Source organism: Limosilactobacillus mucosae DSM 13345 (genome assembly GCF_001436025.1).
GTDB classification, from domain to species: domain Bacteria; phylum Bacillota; class Bacilli; order Lactobacillales; family Lactobacillaceae; genus Limosilactobacillus; species Limosilactobacillus mucosae.
Map to the genome: position 1 here is coordinate 57,239 of NZ_AZEQ01000010.1, position 17,608 is coordinate 74,846.

General features: G+C 45.9%; 13 protein-coding genes and 1 CRISPR repeat array (1 of these 14 only partly in view). Of the genes, 5 read left to right on the forward strand and 8 right to left on the reverse strand.

Going from position 1 to position 17,608, the window contains the following annotated elements:
* Window positions 1–22 precede the first annotated feature (22 nt).
* The 8 genes from FC47_RS05695 to FC47_RS05730 form a co-directional block, all read right to left on the reverse strand.
* Window positions 23–2,476: a hypothetical protein gene (locus FC47_RS05695; protein ID WP_056968379.1), complete on the reverse strand. Its 2,454-nt coding sequence runs from the start codon at window positions 2,474–2,476 to the stop codon at window positions 23–25.
* A 160-nt stretch (window positions 2,477–2,636) separates the two neighbouring features.
* Complete coding sequence (locus FC47_RS05700; protein WP_045025351.1) at window positions 2,637–2,957, reverse strand: pilin; 321 nt, start codon at window positions 2,955–2,957, stop codon at window positions 2,637–2,639.
* An 87-nt stretch (window positions 2,958–3,044) separates the two neighbouring features.
* Window positions 3,045–3,368: a hypothetical protein gene (locus tag FC47_RS05705; protein ID WP_056968380.1), complete on the reverse strand. Its 324-nt coding sequence runs from the start codon at window positions 3,366–3,368 to the stop codon at window positions 3,045–3,047.
* On the reverse strand, window positions 3,361–5,211 hold the full coding sequence (locus tag FC47_RS05710) for an AAA family ATPase (protein WP_235803996.1): 1,851 nt from the start codon (window positions 5,209–5,211) through the stop codon (window positions 3,361–3,363). The genes FC47_RS05705 and FC47_RS05710 overlap by 8 nt, the downstream gene beginning before the upstream one ends.
* A 17-nt stretch (window positions 5,212–5,228) precedes the next feature.
* Window positions 5,229–5,663, reverse strand: a complete 435-nt coding sequence (locus FC47_RS05715; RefSeq protein WP_039945379.1) for a hypothetical protein — start codon at window positions 5,661–5,663, stop codon at window positions 5,229–5,231.
* A gap of 23 nt (window positions 5,664–5,686) precedes the next feature.
* A complete protein-coding gene (locus FC47_RS05720) occupies window positions 5,687–6,826 on the reverse strand; it encodes a hypothetical protein (protein WP_056968381.1) in 1,140 nt (379 codons plus the stop codon).
* 14 nt (window positions 6,827–6,840) lie between these two features.
* Window positions 6,841–8,892, reverse strand: a complete 2,052-nt coding sequence (locus FC47_RS05725; protein WP_056968382.1) for a DNA topoisomerase — start codon at window positions 8,890–8,892, stop codon at window positions 6,841–6,843.
* Between the two features lie 234 nt (window positions 8,893–9,126).
* Complete coding sequence (locus FC47_RS05730; protein WP_056968383.1) at window positions 9,127–9,426, reverse strand: helix-turn-helix domain-containing protein; 300 nt, start codon at window positions 9,424–9,426, stop codon at window positions 9,127–9,129.
* Window positions 9,427–9,672: 246 nt separating this feature from the next.
* Between FC47_RS05730 and FC47_RS05735 the strand changes: the two genes are divergently transcribed.
* The 5 genes from FC47_RS05735 (at window position 9,673) to FC47_RS10600 (ending at window position 16,569) form a co-directional block, all read left to right on the forward strand.
* Complete coding sequence (locus tag FC47_RS05735; RefSeq protein WP_006499531.1) at window positions 9,673–10,812, forward strand: tyrosine-type recombinase/integrase; 1,140 nt, start codon at window positions 9,673–9,675, stop codon at window positions 10,810–10,812.
* 162 nt (window positions 10,813–10,974) lie between these two features.
* Entirely contained in the window at window positions 10,975–11,712 is a 738-nt protein-coding gene (gene phoU, locus FC47_RS05740; protein WP_056968384.1) for a phosphate signaling complex protein PhoU, read from the forward strand.
* 251 nt (window positions 11,713–11,963) lie between these two features.
* Window positions 11,964–12,821: a patatin-like phospholipase family protein gene (locus tag FC47_RS05745; RefSeq protein WP_056968385.1), complete on the forward strand. Its 858-nt coding sequence runs from the start codon at window positions 11,964–11,966 to the stop codon at window positions 12,819–12,821.
* A gap of 289 nt (window positions 12,822–13,110) precedes the next feature.
* On the forward strand, window positions 13,111–16,026 hold the full coding sequence (locus FC47_RS05750; RefSeq protein ID WP_056968386.1) for a YfhO family protein: 2,916 nt from the start codon (window positions 13,111–13,113) through the stop codon (window positions 16,024–16,026).
* 372 nt (window positions 16,027–16,398) lie between these two features.
* Window positions 16,399–16,569 (forward strand): hypothetical protein, encoded by a 171-nt coding sequence (locus FC47_RS10600; protein WP_155519151.1) that lies wholly within the window; start codon window positions 16,399–16,401, stop codon window positions 16,567–16,569.
* Between the two features lie 6 nt (window positions 16,570–16,575).
* Window positions 16,576–17,608: a CRISPR direct-repeat array (repeat unit 29 nt; unit sequence AGGATCACCCCCACATACATGGGGAATAC); it runs 523 nt beyond the window's last position.

A 17,608-nucleotide genomic window follows, 5' to 3' on the forward strand; every position in this document is an offset into this window, starting at 1 on the left:
GACGATCGTCGCTTATTTTGAATTACTTGTTGGTGTCGCTAACCTTGGTTGCCAGGCTGGAATCACCGGCTTGATTCAGCAGTGATACGGCTTGGCTGGCACGGTAACGATCATTCATACCTAAATCGTTGCCCATGGCCTTAACGGCTTCGTCAGCGGCCTTAGCATCATTGTTGATGATGGCCTTGTCCAAAGCGTAGTACTTTTCACTCTTGTACTTGTCCAGTTCCGTACCATTGCTGGAATGCAGAGCATTCAGCGCCGCTTGGTTCTCATCAGTGCTGGAACCGTTCTTGTAGGATTCTTGGACCACATTGCCACTGGATTGTTTTGCCTTGGCAATCTTTTTGTTCATCGTTTGCGTCATCTGACTGAGCTGAGCTTCATTCTGCTTGTGCTGGTGGTACGTGTAGTAGCCAAAACCACAGATGATCAGCAACAGCAAGACCATAAACAGTGCTACCAGGCGCCGAACGCCGTGGAGCATACCGTTCATCTGCTTGCTATAGTTTTCGCCGTGCCCTTGATCGTCTTTCTTTTCGCTGACGGCCGTTGATTCAACCGTCGCTACTTGCTGACGTGGTGGTTGTGGTTGCATTTCCGCAGCCAGCTTGAGCTTAATGTAATTACTCAACGTCGTATTCAGATCATCACTATTTTGCTTTTCAGCATCGTGCGTCCGGGTACTCAGTTCTTTAGTAACGGCCAGCTTCTCATTCAACAGCGTTTCGTTCTTGGACTCCAGCTGTTTCTTATCATTTCTAAGAGCCGTGTTCTCGGTTTCTGCTGAGTCACGTAAAGCCTCAGTCCGCGCTAACTGTTCTTTCAAAGCGCTGATCGTCTTGTTGGCTTCACGTAGCTCTTCAAATGGTGCTTGAATCCGTTGCTTTTCAGTCTCTGAGCGGTTCTCCGAGATCGTGATCTGTTTAGCGTTCAGATGCTCATTGGTAACCTGAGTCTGGTAGACATCCAGTTCTTTGGTTTCGTCAGCCAGCATATTCTGCAAAAGTTCCAAGGCATTGACCCGTAATTGGGCCGCATCTTCACGCGCCTTGAGTTCGTAGTGACGCTGTTTTTCTTGCCGAATCTTGGCTTCGTTTTCATGGTTGCGCCGTTCAATCTTGGCCCATTCATTGGCAAATTGCTTGTCAGCCAGTTGCTGATAATGCTTGGTCAGACGTGTTTGCGCCTGTTCCTTATTGGTCTTGGCATCACTTTCAAGCTGGTTCTTGAGCTGTTCAAAAGCCAGTTGAGCTTCTCTGAGATCCTTATCATGCTGTTGATCGATCTTTTTAAATTCAGCTTGCAGATCACGTTGCTTAGCTGCCATCAATTGGGTATTGATCCGGCTATGCAGGTCCTGTTTGTCGTTTTGGTGATCCTTGCGGTACTTCAAAACGGCTTTTTCAACCGCCTTCTTGTAGGTTTCGCGTAAGTCCATGATGGCTTTCTCGTTTTTATCATTCAGTTTTTCCGCGCTGTTTTGCAGGATCTTATTGTAGGTCTTGCGTCGCTGATTAACCTGATATTCAACGTAGCCATGCTGGCCAGGATCAACCGGATCCAGTTCGGCCACTTCAAACTGCGGTGCGGTAACGTGCCCTTTTTCACGCGCAATGGCCTGTTCATCGTCAACCGTATCATTGATTGAGCGGACGGCAGACCGTGTTTCATGCACTTCAGGCGCTGGCTTGACTGATTGTTTTGCCACTTGCACTTGTGGTTGTGCTACCGGTGCTGATGGTTCTGGCGTTGTTGGTGTCATCGCTACTGATTCTGCCACGCTGTTGGCAGCCGAAGCATCGACGCTGTTACTCGTACTAAACGTATGCGAGTCAGGATTGTACGTTGTGACATTGGTTTCTGGTTCGCTTTCAGTAACCGAGTATGCCGGTACGTCCAGCGTTACTGCGCCTTTATCGACTTCAGACTCTTTTGGCAGGCGAGCAATCTCATTTTCATCAACATTAACCGATTCCAGGTAGGCCTGCTTCAAATCCTGGCAGATCTCAATCTTTTCATCGTAGGAAACGTCACTGTTTTCCGGTAGATTGAAGATCGTTTCAAAGATCACCTTGGTCAGGTTCTGATAATCATAATCCAGTTTAAAGCCGGGCAGAGTAATGTATTCATGCGGATTACCGCCTTCAGAGTTTGGCTTACCCATTTTGGCCTTTTGATTCTTATCAAACAGCCAGATGGCCAGATAGCTAAATTCAATCGGTTCTGCGGTTTCAGCAACGACGTTCCGCAACCGATCAAACAGATCCTCAGTCGTCTTAAACGTCATGAATGGCAAGGTTGCACTCACTTCTGGCAGACCATTGTCGCGCTCAAACTCCGAGGCGCTCTCAATCGCTTCGGCAACTTGCGGATTATTTTCCGGCTTGAATGCATCGGCAAACTCTAAGCGAATGGTGTATTTGTCATCAAGCATCACGCTTTTCGTTTTGTTCTTTTTCTTGAAAAGTCCCATTTCACACTGCTCCTTCTAATTATTGAATATAGGGATATCCTAATCAGTTTTTAAAACTAGACAAGTTTCGCCACATTAAAAAAAGCCAACTTCGTCCCAAACGTGAGACGAAGTTGACCGGAGTGTGTGAATTTATTGATGAAGAAAAAGTTTTTCCAGATTAGGACTCTGGGAAGTTTTGCGTTGCGTAGCCTTCAAGCCAGCTCAGCAGGAACCAAGCGGCCACACAGACCACGATACCGATCGCAGCGTGTGTCCAGCGCTTCTTGGCGTTTCGAGCGGCTTCTTCACCACCGATACCAAACAGACCGGCACCCCACATGATTGAGGCACCCATACCAACCAGGGCCGCAATCTTCAGGTTGTTGGCGATTGCTTTGATGGTATTGGCCGTGTTCTGACCAACGTCAGCGTTAAAGTACAGCGTGCTGACCACGTGCGTTTGATAGTTTGCCCATAGATTCAGTAACCAGGTAGACATTGTATTTCCCCCTTCTCAAAAATTTCGCTTCTGCAAGCGATCTTTTAGATATCATAAACAGATTTTGCTTTTTTCAAAGTTTCGCCACTAATAATTTTGACCGGCTTCGGAGTTTGTTGGATCCGCCTGCGAATTTTCAGCGGTTTGAACTGACTCAGCAGGTTCAGCCTCGTTTTTGACAAAGCTTTTCGGTGGTAACACAACCGCCAGCTTTTCCAGCCATTGGTCAATCAATTCTTGTGACTCCAAGTGATAATCCTTCATGATCTTGTCGCCCAGATGCTGCGCAACCTTCGCCTCTTCTTCTTGTCTGACCTTATTCAATTTTGACTGCGCGGCCTTAAATTTAGCCAGCGCTTGGTCATACTGCTTTTGTGCCGTAGCGGTTTTCTTGGAAGCAAATTTAACCAACGTTTGTCCCCTCTTTCGTACTTGTATCGAGCAATTGCTTAAAGATAATTTTCCGGCCATTGATCAGATGGCGCTGAAGTGGTTGCCGTTCCAACTTGGTCCGGTTATCCAGGACCTCGGTTTGGATCGTGTGATAGTGATTATCGGGTGTACTTTCCAGCTGCAGAATAATCATTGAGAGTGGCGCCGTCACGTCACGTTCAATCACTCGTTCCAGTGGCCGGGCACCATTTTTAACGTCCGTCCCAACATCGGCCAGATAGTCAATCAGATCCTGCTGATAATCCAGCTTGAAGCCATGCTCTGCCAGGCGACCATTGATCACCTTTAGATCGTTGCGTGCTATCTGCTGGATAATATCACGCGTCAACATGTTAAAGACTACTTTATGCTGAATCCGGTTGACAAACTCCGGCCGGAAAATGTTGGTCAGCTCCATTTGGACCTGTTTTCTAAACGCATCGCGCCGCCGGATCCGTTGTCGTGGGGTTTCTTCAATTTTAGAGGCCTCGTCAATCGCGTGTTCATAAGACTCCTTGTCAGCAATCAGATCAGCCCCTAAGTTGGTGGTCATGATGATAATCGAGTTTCTAAAATTAGTTGATCGACCCCGTTTATCACGAAGTTCCCCGTCATCAAGCACTTGCAAAAGACGGTCATGCACCGCCGTACAGGCCTTTTCAATTTCGTCGAACAGCAGAATACAGTATGGCTGACGTTTAATCTGATCGGTCAGAAGTTCCTGGAAATGATCTAGTGAAGATCGCTCACTGAATTCTGACATATCGAATCGGACCATTGCTTCTTCATCGTCAAACATGACCTTGGCCAAAGCCTTTGATAGCGCCGTTTTGCCCGTCCCAGTGGTGCCCAGGAAAAGAAATGAGCTGAGCGGTTTATTTGGTGCTTGCAGACCTGCCTTGGCAATCGTGATCGCGTCAGCAACCGCCTTAATCGCTTCAGGCTGACCCTTAACGGTTTCGCCCAGCTTCTCGCGCATATTTCGCAGCCGAACGTTATCGTTGCGTAAGACGTTGGTAATGGGAATCCCCTTCATCTCTTGCAAGACCAGGGCAATTTCGCGCAGACCAACCTTGTCTTTGCCTAACGTGGCCGCTATCGCACCGGCCTGATCCAAAAGATCAATGGCCTTATCTGGCAGATAGCGGTCAGCAATGTAGCGAATCGAAAGATCCACACAGCCGACTACGGCTTTATCAGAGTATTTGACGTGGTGGTATTTTTCGTACTTGCCTTTGATCCCACGCAGAATCTTGATCGCCGTTTCCTTGGTAGGTTCGTTGACCAAAACCTGTTGGAAGCGTCGTTGTAGAGCCGGATCACGCTCAATGAATTTATCGTATTCATCCAGCGTCGTCGATCCAATCAATTGGATATCGCCCCGAGCCATGGCAGGCTTTAGGACGTCACCAAGATCCATGGCCCCGTTGCTTGAATCTACCCCCATAATCGTGTGCACCTCGTCGATAAAGAGAATATTTTGCCCCTTGGTAGCCTGGAATTCTTGGATCAAGCCCAGCATTTTGGTCACGGTCTCATATTGACCTAATGAAGCGATCTGCAAGACGCGGACTCGTTTGCCGTTTAATTGGCGTCCGGCTTTATTTAAGACAATCAGCCGGGCCAGTCCTTCAACGATCGCTGTTTTACCGACCCCAGCCTCACCAATCAAAATTGGGTTGTTCTTGGAGCGTCGGTTCAGATTGTAGATGACCTGCCGAATCTCGTCGTCACGAGCAATTGCCCGATAGGCGTCCGGGTTTTTAGCGACTTCTGCCGTCAAGTCATCAGTATATTGATCCATTAATGGTGTATCAGCCAATGCGTAGCGCCCCCTTTCTAAGGCTGGGATAGCAGAATTGCTTCAATTAGATTTGACGTTTTGATCTTGGCATCGCCGGTATCGTACCAGAAGCCGTCAATCCGTTCGTCTTCATGGAAGCTAACGCTAAAGCTTCGCATCAAGAAAGGATTGTCAATCAGCCACATATCCGCTGACAGCTGTTCAGCGACAAACCACCAGCTGCTTTCAAGGCCTTTACGTTCCAAAGCGTCCCGAATCTCATAGATCCTAAGGCGCGTTAAGGTACTCAGGCCATCGTTTTTCCAGCCAATTGGCAGACGTTTTGACGTGGCCAAGTCGGTTTCGATAGACTCCTCAGACCATCGCTTAGCATTTGCCCGGGAGTCACGGTTCAATCCTTCGGCCACCTGATCAGCCGCGTAACCACTGCGATTTAGTGCCCGTAGCGTTTGAAAATGTTTCTGATCCATTGCCATCACCCCCATTCAAATTACTACCAGAGCGAGTCTTCGCTCTTGTCGTCATCGTCATCGTCTTCAGAGTTGCTTTCATTGGCCCATTCATCATCGTCGCTATCTTCGGCCCAATCACCAGCCAGATCGGTAGGATTAGAATTGCCGTTGGCCTGTTCTTCAGCCGTCTTTTCGGCTTCATGTTCGGCAAACTGTTCCGCTACCTCGTCACCGGTACCAACCGTTTTAGCTTCAACCGTGTTGGCTTTTTGATCAGCAGGCTTTTCTTCAAAATCCCAGTTAAAGTCAACATCAGAGTCGCTATCAGCAAAATCATCGTCTTCGTCATCGTCGTCTTCTGCATCATCAATCCATTCACTTGGATTGTAGTCTTCAACCTGATCATCATGCGTAGCAATTGGTGAGGCCTCAACGTGTTCCAACTTAATTGGCTGGTCAGTTTCTTCAACCTGACCGACTGGCTCAACGGTATCTTTTTTAGTATCAGGTGCCGGTTCAACCGTATCTTGTTCTGCTTGGTCAGTGGCGTTTTGCGCCTGATCGTTTTCTTCAGACTCAGATTCTTCAACCGCCTCATCAGTATCGGATTCAACTGGTTCATCTTGCGTATCGGCTGATTTTTCTTCACCTTCAGTTTCAACAGGCGCTTCGGCTGGCGTTTCAGCCTTAGCTTCTGGTTCAGGTTCAGTCTCAGCTTCGTCCATAAAATCCTTCATGAAGTCGTCATCGCTCAAGTGTGGTTTTGATACTGACTCAACGGCATCTTCTTCAGTATCAGATGCTGGTTCAATAATTTTAGGTTCTGGCTGTTCAGAAGTTTCAGTCGTTGGCTTAGCATCTTCAGCCGTTGGCGCTTCAACTACCACCTTAGTAGGCGCTGGTGTTTCAGATACTGGAGCACCGGGGGCATCAGCAATTTTTTCGGCCGTCGCAAAGCGGAACATCATCGCACCGCCCAGATCAGGGAAATTCTTTTGGAACAGCAGTAAGGACCAGTATGATCCCATCTGCGGTTCGGCCCCGTCGGCTACGAAATACTGTTGGTAGGCATCGTTTGGCACCATGATCTCTAAATCACCACATTCAGTGCTAAACGTCAGGCTCATCAGATTATTAAAGTATGGTTCTTGCGTAATGAAGTGTCCGCGAATCTTAAACATAGTTATCACTCCTCTTAATTATCAAAGTCGGGAATAAAGGCAATAAACTTGTGGCCCTTGTACTCTTTCTCACCAAGTTGGCCGCTGATCTGCCCCTTCTTGTAGTCAAAGGTAATCGTGTTGCCAGCTGACAGCTCCTTGAGTTCGTCCGCCGTCCAGGTATGTTCGCCCCATTTAGCGTTAATCTGAGCTGGCTTGCCCTGGTACGTTACGTCTACTTTTTCACGTTTTGGATATTGCTTCTTTTGTGGCTTGCCAACGCTTTGCTCAACCAGCGCCACGTTCTTTTGCAACACTGGCTTGTCATGAGCAACTACTTTGTTAATCGTGCTGAGCAGTTGGTCAGGTGCCAGCTTGAAGTTGCCAACATCGTCCATACCTTGAAAGAGCTGTTCCGTGGCTTTTGGCGAGGCAATCAACGTCCCCTGCGCAATCACGGCTGACATCAAGCCAGTATCCGTCAGTGACAGCACTCCCTTCTTGTCATTCAGCAAGTGAGCGTTGCTCTTGGCATTGGTCAGTTCTGCCATCGTGCTTTGTTGCGTTGCCCCGGTACCAATCCCGTACTTGCCATAACTGGCCAGTCGTTTGAACAGCCAGGCTTTGGTAGGCTTAGCTGGTTTTGGATTAGCTCCTTCAGCCACAATTGCCTTGGCTTGCGTTCCCAGTGGCTTTGGTGCTTTAGGAAGTTCGCCATCGTTATAGATCTGCCGCCAGCCGAAGTTGGCTGGTACGTTGTATTGCGTTACAAAGGCCGGATATTCTTCAATCGATGCGGTTACGACCCGATATAGATAATCATCGCCTAAGATTGCCAGTGCCGTTTTGCCAAGCAGGCAATAGATATCCTTAGCGCACTCCAGATCTGACTGGTTCTTCAATGCTTTCCCCAGTTCGTCCAGGCTGGCTGGCACTTTGGATCCGGGCCGGTTAGCACCATGAGTAGCCGAATCCTTGACCAGTTCCTTGCGCGGTTCCAGGTGCGTCAATAGCTGAGTATTAACACCGACCAGCAGGGCAATTTCCTTGGAGTTTTGTACCAACTCATTAAACTGTTCGCTGGTGATCACCTTATCCTCAGTTCGAGGATAAGAAACGTAGCCAGCTTCATAAAGCTGTTGATAGACATTCTTGATCTTGTTTGACGAATAGCCCTTCTTACTCAATAGTGCATCGACCTTGGCCAGATCTAGCAGAGTCTTAGGCGTTGACTTTTTATTGACCATCTTCAGCTTCTTGACATGGACTGGCGACTGATACTGCGTTAATTCAGCTTCAGCCTGCGCCTTGTCAGCATGACGGATCTGTGCGAGTTTTTCCTCGTTGTCTTTAGCGACTTTCCGCGCGTATACGTGCCCCTGATCGTCTTGGAATTTGACCTCATAAAACGGCTTTTTGACGTAGTTTTTGATGGCCTGCTCTCGTTTGTAGACCATTGAAAGCATTACCGACTTCAAGCGGCCTTGATTAACTACCTTAACGTAATAGCCAGCATTACGAACATAGCTGGTGGCCAGTCGTGTCAATTGCATCGAGGCAAAGTCCCAGCGTGACCGGACGTTGGCTTTTAGGTAGTCGCCGTCTTTAGTCTGATCCGAGACATCTTTTAGGTTTCGCATTGCTTTGGTAATTGACTTTGGGGTTTCGTCATCGTGATATTCACGATAGACCTTGCCGTGCCAGCCAATCTCATTGATAATCTCCCAGGCCAGTAGCTCCCCTTCACCCGAAGGATCGTTATCGGTAGCAATTACGATTGCCTGGGCGTTTTGACTGGCTTTTTTGATCTGGCTCAGAATCTTTCTGATATTGCCAGCTTTGGTAGGCTCTTTAACCCAGCTAAAATCATTCAGGTTCCAAGGCATATTTTCAGGATCCCAGGAACCATAGCGCTCCTTGAGATCACCTGCGACCTGATCCTTTGGTTCGCTCAGCTCCATCAGGTGCCCTTGTGCATGGACAATCTGATAGCTATGACCATCAAAATCACCGCTGGTTCCGCCTAGTGCTTTAGAAAAGTTATCGGCGGCGGACTTTTTTTCCGTTAGAATTAAATATTCTGCCATCGTAGACTCCTTTCTTAATCAAACAAACAATAATTGTAATTCTTGCAATCACTCCCAATACTTATGTACTTAATAAAGTTAGCGAAAAACAACCAGTGCGCAACTTTTGCCATAAACGCTATTAAGGAAACAAAAAAGCCAGCGAGATTGTCGCTGACTCTGAACTTCGTGCCAAACGTGAGACGAAGTTGATGTTTTTAATACACGTGTCCTGGCGAGACATTGTTTTGGTTTCTAAATACTATGTTTCAGCATGCAAGCGTCAAGCTGACGGCGACTTAGCCGTACCATTTTGCCAACAACGACAAATGGTATATCGCCAGCTGCGATCCAATTTTGCAGGGTATTAGCGGAAATGTTTAGATATTTAGCTGCTTCTTGTTTGTTCATATATTCTGGCCATGATTGCTCATGCTGAACCGACGACCCAACCACTTGTGCGACGGCATCTTTAACCATTTCCAATACAGCCTCTTTCAGATCGTCCGGCAGATCCAGCTTGACCTTGCTACTAATTTCTTCGGTTGCTGACATAGCGCTCACCTCTTTTTAGATAAATTAGAATGCGGCAAGTCGCATTCATGAGTTTAAGATAGCGAAAAACGATAATCATGCAACTTTTGCCATCAAGGAACTTCGTGCCACGTTTGGGACGAAGTTGAAACCCCGGTTAAAGTGGTATTATCTTATTAGTTAGTTAGAATAACGATTGGTTCTTCAACCTATACACGTGCCTGGCAGCCGTAAATTCATTTTTACTTATAGAAAGAAGGATCAATCATGTGGACTGAACCCACTAAAACTGGCAAAGTCAAGTTTGTCGAACAATTTAAAAACCCTCTGACGCTCAAGTACACGCGCGTATCAATTACGATGGACAAGAAAACCAATACCACGCGCAAGCTGGCGCAGCAGACCCTGAACAAGCGGATTGAAGAGAAACTTCGTCATCTTGCAGATGGTCAGATCAAAGAAGGCGTTACATTCGGCGAATTAATTGAAGAATTTGAAGTATACTATCAGCAAATGGTTAAACCTTCAACGTTTGCGGCTTGGAAAAATCTCAAGGTGCATATTTTAAAGAATTTCAACTCAGACATTTTGGTATCAAAAATCACCAATAAATATCTGGTCAATATGCTGGAAGCTATGATCTATCAGCGTGGATATAGCAATACTTACGTTGGTCTGATCAAGTTTAAGATTAATCAGCTGATGCGCTATGCGTACCGGCATGACTATAGTGCAACACCAATTGGTCAGCTTGAGATTAATTGGAAACGCGATAATTCAGCGAAAAAAATTGAAAATAAGTATCTTGATGATGATGAGGTCAAACAGGTGCTGGAAGCTGTTAGAGCAATCAATCCAGTACATGCTGACGTCTTGTTGTGGCAATATCTTACTGGCATGCGGATCGGTGAAATTCTCGCTCTGCAGATCAAGAAAGTTTTTCAAGAAAATGGCAAGTGGTATGTCAAAATTGACTGTACGTTGGATTATTCTTACAAACCCAAAAGTAAGTATACAATTAGCAGCACTCCCAAAACTCAAAGCAGCAACCGGACCATTCTTCTGCCAGATAAAGCGGTCAGAATTTTTCGCCAGTATTGTCTGAATAAGCAGCCTAATGACCTTTTATTTAGTATTCAAACTAAAACCGGTATTTTTATCAACCCTACTTCAATTAACAATCGGCTTGACATAATTCAGCAAGAATTAAAATTAGACAAACCACTGTCGACGCATATTTTCCGCCATACGCACGCTTCTAAATTAGCTGAGCTAGGCGTGCCAGTTGAGCTGATCTCAAAGCGGTTAGGTCATAAGGATTCCACCATTACGCGCGAGATCTATCTGCATGTAACAAAAAAGACCGCTGCCCGATACAGCGGTCTGATTAATCATCTTGACGTATGATTTTCCCCTTCAGTGTCCCTTGTAATTTTTTAACAGGTCTGTAATCGTTGGGAATTAGCCTTTTATAAAATAGATAGATAATTTTACCTCATATTTACACATTTTTTACATTAGACAAGTATAGTAGTCAAAGAAAAAAGCCCCATAAAGGAGAGAGATCATATGAACGAGATTTTTAACGATGAGCTAAAAAAACTGCGTGGCCGTTTTATGGAAATGGGGATCAACACCTCCGAACAGATTTATAAGGCAACCAAGGCGTTCATTGATCGCGATGTGGCACTAGCCAAAGAAGTCGGCGAAAACGACCGATTGATCAATGATGGCGAAACCTACTTGGAAAAACACGCCTTTAAGCTGATGAACATTCAAAAGCCAAAAGAAAACGAGTTTCGTTCAATCATGAGCATCCTAAAAGCCAGCTCAGATCTGGAACGAATGGCTGATCACGCCTCTCATATAGCTAGAGACGCCATCCGTATTAAAGGTATGGACCAACACTGGCCAGACATCGAAAACGACATCGCCGAAATGGCCGAAACCGTGCGTCATATGTTGGAAAAGGCTCTCGATGCCTATGTCTACACTGACGAACAGACCGCCTATTCCGTTGCCAATATGGATCTGGAAGTCGACAAGCAGTACGTTCAGGTACATGAAAAAATCATCAATCAGATGCATAATCATCCTGAACTGATCAAAGACGGCAGCCACTACATCACCGTTATTCATTTACTGGAACGGATTGGCGATCACATCGTCAACCTGGTTGAATGGGTAATCTATGCCGGCACCGGTAAGATTACCGAGCTCAATCCCGGTAAGGCTGATCCGGAATTGGTCAACCGTGAGCTGCAAAAACAAGCCGAAGAACAAGAAAAAAAGCAATCACAAAATTAAGCCGCTGACCGCAAAGAGACTTAAAATCAGCTCAATCGCTCAGCTGCTTTGTAATAATAGTAATGTCTCAGTGCAATCGCTGACTGGCAGTTCAACCGCTGGAAATCGGCAGCAAGTTGATTTTCGGCGTTTTTTCTTACGGTCTTTTTACCTCTTTACTGTTCATTAATTTTTGAGATTACGACAATATGTTATTATAATCATACCTAATTCGATTATTCGATTAATCGCATGAAGAGAGAGGGATTGCTATGCTTTATAATGCTGCGCTGGTTTTAGAAGGTGGGGCTTTTCGCGGTCAATATACGGCCGGCGTTTTGGACTGTCTGCTCAAGCACCACATTGAGTTTAAAAGCGTGATTGGCGTTTCGGCAGGTGCTTTATGCGGCGCCTGCTACGTTGCTAAACAATATAACTATGTCAACCATGTCAACACTAGCTACCGCCACGATTCCGACTACGTTTCACTTAAGCGTGGTCTGCGTCATGAGGATATTTTGAACCTGGACTTTTTGTTTGACGATCACGGCTGGGACTGGCATCAATTTGATCATGCTGCCTATGAGCGCTCAGCATCTAATTTTACGGCGGTTGCTACTTCAATCGAAACTGGTAAGCGCATTGATTTTGTCAACTATCGCGGCGATGGATTGGTAACTGCCCTAAAGGCATCTTGTTCCATGCCGTTTTTGGTTGAGCCACAGCAGACTGATCAAGGCCCATGTCTTGATGGTGGGATTGCTGATTCGATTCCAACCTATCTTGCCAAAGAGCAAGGCTTTGACAAGATTGTCGTTGTTAGAACCCGTGAGGCATCCTATCGTAAAAAGCCTTCCAGTCCCCTGGTCAAGGCGCTTTATCATCGGCAGTACAAAGATTACCCTATTTTTGCCGAAGAAGGCATCAATCGGCCTGAAGTATACAATCAGCGTTGCGATGAGATCGATGTCGCATTTGAAAATCACGAGCTTTACTGCATTACACCACAAAAGCCGGTCAAGGTCGGTCGCTTTGAAAATAATGTCAAAAAGCTGGCTGGCTTCCATGACGAGGGCATGATCGAAATGGAACAGCAATTGCCTGATTTACTGAACTATTTGGCCGACTGATATATCTTAATCAGCTTTGCATAGACAAAATGAATTTCTAAATTATGAAAGTCGCTGATCAGGCGGCTTTTTTATGTTTTCGTAATTGATTGGTGGCGTTGTTTTTAAAGTAAATTTTAACAAATATCTATGATCCAAGTATCCAACAAACGGACTGAGATTCGCATTTGATAGTGATCTTCATCATCAACCTGATTTTTCGTACCACAATCTTAAGAATTTTGTTGAGTCTCACTTTTGGCAACTATAGTAAAATAGATTGGTATTATCTAACTAAGGGGTTAACAAGATGAACTTTTCATTTGAAAAGCGTGATCATCGCATGCTGTATCTCAAATACACGCTGATGTTTGTTCTGATCGCGCTGTGCATGTTCGGCAGCTATGCGATTACCGGACATACATTAATCTGGAATAAGGATGCCCTCAACCAACACGTTCCGTTGCTCGGTGAATACCGAAAAATCGTGCTGGGCTGGCTCCATCATCCAACGCGCTCGCTAAATTGGTGGTCGTGGAACATGGGGCTGGGTACCGATACCTTCCAGGTTTTTTCGTATTATACGATTGGCGACGTGTTTGCCTATCTAGCCTTATTGTTTCCGGCTGCTAAACTGACGCTGGCCTATCAAGTTATCACCGTTGTCAGAACATATTTTGTTGGACTAACGTTTTGCTGGTTTGCTGGCCACTTTTCTTTTCGGGATCACGTCATCTTAGGCGGCACCGTGGTCTACATGGTCAATTCATACTTACTCTATGCCAGCATCGCGCAGCCGTTTTTTATGACAACGTTTATTCTGTTCCCGATTTTAGTCGTTGAACTTGAACGTGTTTTACAAGGCGGCTCGGCTTGGCCATTAGCGCTTGCCTTTTGGTGGATGCTGGTCAACAACTATTACCTGGCTTATGTGTTGGGGATTGGGACCTTTATCTATCTGGTGCTGCGTGTAGCTACAAATTACCGGCGGACGCTAAACTATGGCAAAACGCTGGCTAAGCTGGCTTTTGCCACAATCACCAGTATTTTGTGTTCAGCTTGTTTGTTGGTACCTGAGATTATGGCCGTCATGAACTCTACGCGAGCCGGGGCTGAATTTGCCAATGGGCTGAAGCATTATCCACTCTACTACTATTTGTTTTTGCCCAAGCAATTGATCAATGGTGACCAGTGGACGTTTATGTTCTGGTCGGCACTGGGACTGGTCAGCATCGCTTTTATCGCCATCGTTTATCTTTACACGCGGGCGCGCCAGTTTCCACTGTTGTCGATCAGTCTGGCAATGGCATTGGTTATGCTGCTAATTCCGGCAGTTGGGGCATTTTTCAATGGTATGATGGCCGCATCAAACCGCTGGACGCTTTTGATCTATTTACCAATTGCAATGTCGGTCTGCCTGCTTTTACAAAATGCTACGCAGCTTGATCGGCACACGCTTTGGATCTTAACTGGGGCGACTGGAATCTACTTGATTATTTTGGTCGCCACCTATGCCTTTCAAAACGATACGACCATGTTCATGCCAATCATCTTTTTGATCATGTCACTTTTGATGATCTGGATCATGAATCTGCATGGCACGCCACATCCCGATCGCTGGCTGGTTGCGATCATTCTCGCCAATGCCGCCTGCAACGCTTTGTACGTCGGCACGCCATACAACGGTAATTTTGCCAACAGTACGCTGGTTCGCGGCCAATATCAGTCAATTGCCAAGAATCGCTATGGCGGATTGGAACAAGGCTTAAACGATGGCTCGTTCTTTCGGGTCTCAACGATTTCTGGCAATCAGATCACTACTGGCGGTCTATTGGACAATGATCTGACTTCTGGTATGCATAACATCGATTCGTACTATTCACTGCAAAATAAATACCTAGGTCAGTTCAGCACCTCGCTGCAAAATACCCAATATGAAGCCAACGTACCATTGCGCCAGGTTGATGATCGAACCGTTTTAAACAACTTCTTGGGCGTCAAGTATCTGTTCGTACAGAGCAACAGCAGCAATGCCAACAAGATTCCTGGCGGCTACTTCTTAAGTGCCACTACCGAACCCAAGATCAACTATGACGTGGGTCAGCCAAGCAATCCAACCGATAAGACGCAGCTGATCCCAACGACGACCAACCGTTACCAGACCAATAACGCGTTCCCACTGCTCTATTGGCAAGATTCCTACATCAGCAAAAAAGCCTACCAAAAGCTTTTGCCAACTGCTAAGGAACGCGCCCTGGCCAGCGGGGTTACGGTCAGCTCTAAAAATACCAACGCCACTAATGGTATGAAGCCGGCCAACTTAAAGGGCAACGTCATTACGCTGAAGTCGCAGTTGGTTTCCAACCGATTGAACAAGATCAAGTCATCTGGGCTTAAATATACCGACAGTCTGGAAACCTACCAACTGCAGCTGCCTCAGTTGGCAAGCAAGGCCTTCAAAAAGAAGCTCAAAAACAGCGAACTGCATGTTGAATTTGCTTCCATTAAGTATCAGCCATTTTCAATGAAACAGCAGATTGCCTATGAGCAAAAGCACGCTGAGCAGCAGTCCACCAATCCTGGCGATATCGTCAACTATCGATTTAACCAGTACAAATTCTGGCGCTACCACATTTTAAACGGCTCCCCAGACATGAGCTATGCCATCAAGATTTCCAGTCGTCTGGGTACGGAGACCTTAGAACAGCCTAAGCAAAGCAAGCTGTCGTTTTTCAAGCTGGTTAAAAACGGCACGATGAATATCGGCTATTTTGCTAAGGGCATGCCATCTTCTTTAACCCTCAAGCCTTCTAAGCTGGGGATCTATCACTGGCAATATCAGGTAGTTGCCGAAAAACTGGGAACCAAATACAATCAAGAAGTGCGTCAGATTCAAAAACACGCGCTTAAAAACGTCAAATTCAAGCGTAATCAGGTTTCTGGTACCATCAAGACTTCTCGCGTAGGTATTTTGACTTCTTCGATTCCATACTCAACTGGTTGGACGGCGACTGTTGACGGCAAAAAAGCCACTCTACTGAGAACCAATCAAGCATTTGTTGGTCTGCGTCTGCCTGCCGGTACTCATCACGTGGTCTTGCATTATCACGTTCCAGGTTTGGCACTGGGTTGCAAGATTAGTCTGCTGGGTCTGATCTGGACGCTTTTGGCTGCAATTGCCAGTTGGCTGATCAAACGTCACGGTGCCAACAAAGCTTCAGCATAACGTTTGATCAACAGGTCTAAAACTACCAATAGCGCTATACCAGGCTTCAAAGCTTGATATAGCGCTATTTTAGTTATCAATCAGTTTCAGTTGAGCAGACTGCCTCTACATACATGGGGAATACGAAAATTGGTCTGTCTGTATCACGTAAACGGAAGGATCACCCCCACATACATGGGGAATACTTCATGATCCTGATAACAAAGATTTGAGAATAATTATTGTTAAAAGCAGTAAGGGACGCGATTTAGATGTAATTAACATTAACTCAGCAGAAAAAGAAGTTCTGTTTGAAAGAGGCACTGCTTTTAAAGTAATAGGATATGGTATGCTTAAAAATAGAATTAATTCCATATATCAAGGTGATACAAGATGAGCAGTAAAAAACAATTTACCGATAGCAGATGGACTGATCACCCTACATTAGATCAACTGAAAAATAATTTATCTTCGATTGAGAAACAAAAAATTTCTAAATCTGAAGAAAAAAAACGAAAGAAATTTTTGGATTCATTATATAAATGGGCTAATGATAAGAATTAAAGTTTAGGGATCACCCCCACATACATGGGGAATACGGGGTGCACGGCCTAGCGCATCCACAATTGCAGGGATCACCCCCACATACATGGGGAATACTAGCGGCGGGGTGCGATCCGGCAAGCGAAGAGAAGGATCACCCCCACATACATGGGGAATACAAAATGAACTGTTAAACGGGATTGATATATCAAGGATCACCCCCACATACATGGGGAATACACGCACAGTTAGACCTAGCCAAACGCTACTTGAGGATCACCCCCACATACATGGGGAATACACGTGTTGTCAACTTGAAGTGCAAAATGATGAAGGATCACCCCCACATACATGGGGAATACACTGGGTAGTACATCTTGAAAATAGAATACATAGGATCACCCCCACATACATGGGGAATACGGGATCATCTTTTCAATACGATCGATTCGTTCAGGATCACCCCCACATACATGGGGAATACTATTCAAAAGGCGGTCGTCGCCTTGCGTTGCCAGGATCACCCCCACATACATGGGGAATACTATATCAGAAATCTAACCGTGCCAACAGGTGCAGGATCACCCCCACATACATGGGGAATACGTTTTATCCAGTTGCTTTTGGACTTCTTTGCTGACATCACCCCCACATACATGGGGAATACGTAGCCGAGCTTTTTGCCCAGCGACTTAGCCAAGGATCACCCCCACATACATGGGGAATACCGCTTTAATTGGACACCTAATCATCGCCTTATCAAATCACCCCCACATACATGGGGAATACCGTCGATCGTGTCCGTGTATGACTGCTTATCGAGGATCACCCCCACATACATGGGGAATACACGGCGTCAAGATCTACAATTCAACGAAATTAAGGATCACCCCCACATACATGGGGAATACGCAAGCGTATTTTGGCGGTTTTGTGTATGCTAAGGATCACCCCCACATACATGGGGAATACAAGACGATCAAGCCAACCCAAAAGAACACAATAGGATCACCCCCACATACATGGGGAATACCCCCCTTTAGTATTCTTAATAGGTGGT